Origin of the sequence: Micromonospora sp. NPDC049799 (assembly GCF_040656655.1) — a bacterium.
Classification (GTDB): domain Bacteria; phylum Actinomycetota; class Actinomycetes; order Mycobacteriales; family Micromonosporaceae; genus Micromonospora.
The window spans coordinates 1-2,019 of record NZ_JBFAMU010000712.1 but is presented as its reverse complement, the minus strand read 5'-3'; the positions used below and the strand labels follow the sequence as shown (position 1 = coordinate 2,019).

The following is a 2,019-nucleotide window of genomic DNA, read 5'->3' as shown; positions in this document are numbered from 1 at the left end:
GGCGGGCGCTCGTCGCGGCCCGTCGGCTGGGGCTCGGCCGGTCCGCCGACGACCTCGCGGGACTGGCCGGCAGCGGCGAGTCCGAACGCCTCGCCTGGCTGGTGGGGTCGCTCGCGCGGGTGGACCTGGAGAAGAGTTACGCGGAGTTGAGCACCTGAGGCCCCGACGTGCGTCGGCCCACAGTTCCGAAACTGTTACCCGTTCGGATGATTCCTCGTCGTATGATGGTCCCGGCAGTGATGCCCGCCTGGTTCGGGCGTACATCAACCGCTTGGTGGTGAGGCCCCGGTTCGGGGTCTTCAGCATCGGGGACAGGTTCGTGGGGTGGCGCCCCGGGACGCGGTTCGCGACCCGGGGCGCCCGCCTGTCCGGGGCCTGGTGCCGTCCTCGTCTCACTTCGGCAGGCCGGCCAGCAGGTTCACCGTCGCCGCGATGACGAATGCCCCGAACAGGTACGACAGCATCGAGTGCGCCAGCACCGCGCGGCGCATCGCGTTGCTGGTCAGCGTCGTGTCGGAGACCTGGAACGTGGCCCCCACGGTGAACGCCAGGTACGCGAAGTCGGAGTAGCAGGGCCAGTCCGGCTGGTTGAAGTCCACCCCGCCCTTCATCCCGGTGTAGAAGATCCGCGTGTACCGGGCGGCGAACACCGTGTGCACGACCAACCAGGACAGCAGCACGGTGAGCACGCCCACGCCGCCGAAGGCGTTCCGGGAGAGCAGCGTCGGCGCCCGGTGCGCGTTCGTCACCACGAGCCCCACCCCGAGCAGGCTCGCCAGGCAGGCGGCCAGCAGAAGCACGTCACGGACGGCCCGGTTGGGGTCCTCGCGTACCGCCAGCCGGGCGGTCCGCGCGGCGTCGAGCGGGAACAGCTTGTGCCACACCAGCGCGAGCCAGCTCAGCGCGGCGGCGTCCCAGCCCACTAGCGGCGCGAGCATCGGTCCGGCCAGCACCAGCGTGGCGCCACCGGCCAGCACGCCGACCAGCGCCATGACGGTGAGCTGGACGGCGGCAGGAGGGTGACCGTCACGCACGGGTCAGGCGGCCGGCGCAGGCCCGGGTCACTCAGATGCCGCGCAGGTGCTGCGACACCCGTGTGTGCGGCTCCCGCGCCTGCAGGTTCCGCTGCGTGGCATCGACCTCCGGCGCGGCGTCGATCCCCGCCGAGCGGGCCACCTCGGTGCCGTTGGCGTAGTCGACCGGCGGCAACGCCCGCAACGCCTTCAGCACGTCCGGCGGGGCGCCCTCGCGCTCGGCCTCACGTACCACGTCGTCCTTCTCGGCCGGGTAGTCCAGGCTCGACAGGTACTGCAGCACGTCGGCGTAGCTCGCCATGGTGTCGGCTCCTCGTGGCATCGATGCGGTCACGACCGGCGGCGGTTACCCGTCCGCCCGGGTCTCACGCCGCCGGTGCGGGAAAAACCGGGGCCGTTTCCCCGACCCCGGCTGCGGGTAACCGCCAGCCCCGACCCAGCCCTCAGGGAGTACGCATGAACTACGACACCTTCATCGTCCAGGTGGCAAGGCGCACCGGTTCGTCGTCGGAGCAGGCGGTGGAGCTGACCCGGGCGACGCTGGAGACGCTCGCCGACCGGCTCACCGGCGGCGAGGTGCTGGACCTGGCCGCGCAGCTGCCCCAGCCGTTGCAGGTGGTGGTGAAGGGCGGCGGGGAGGCGGCGGAGCGCTTCGGCGCGGCGGAGTTCGTGGCCCGGGTGGCGGCGCGCGCCCACGTCGACGAGGAGACGGCCCGGGACGCCGCGCGGGCGGTCTTCACGACGCTCCGGGAGGCGATCACCGGCGCCGAGTTCGACGACGTGGCGATGCAGTTCCCACGGGACTACCGGGACGTGGTGGAGCCGGCGATGGCGCCCGGCGCCACCCTGCGCTACTCCTGACCGGTACGCGCCTCAGGCGACGGCGCCACTCGCGCGGAGGGCGGCGATGCGCTCGGCGTCGAAGCCGACCTCGGCCAGCAGCTCGTCGGTGTGCTCGCCGGGCTGCGGCGGCGGCCGGCGCAGG

General features: G+C 72.9%; 3 protein-coding genes. 1 reads left to right on the top strand and 2 read right to left on the bottom strand.

Features of this window, described 5'->3' with window-relative positions:
- Positions 1–392: 392 nt before the first annotated feature.
- Together AB0I76_RS28620 and AB0I76_RS28615 are read right to left on the bottom strand one after the other, a co-directional pair.
- On the bottom strand, positions 393–1,034 hold the full coding sequence (locus AB0I76_RS28620; RefSeq protein ID WP_357041870.1) for a DUF1345 domain-containing protein: 642 nt from the start codon (positions 1,032–1,034) through the stop codon (positions 393–395).
- A gap of 31 nt (positions 1,035–1,065) precedes the next feature.
- Entirely contained in the window at positions 1,066–1,335 is a 270-nt protein-coding gene (locus AB0I76_RS28615) for a DUF2795 domain-containing protein (RefSeq protein ID WP_357041867.1), read from the bottom strand.
- Between the two features lie 155 nt (positions 1,336–1,490).
- Between AB0I76_RS28615 and AB0I76_RS28610 the strand changes: the two genes are divergently transcribed.
- Complete coding sequence (locus AB0I76_RS28610; RefSeq protein ID WP_357041864.1) at positions 1,491–1,895, top strand: DUF2267 domain-containing protein; 405 nt, start codon at positions 1,491–1,493, stop codon at positions 1,893–1,895.
- Positions 1,896–2,019 lie beyond the last annotated feature (124 nt).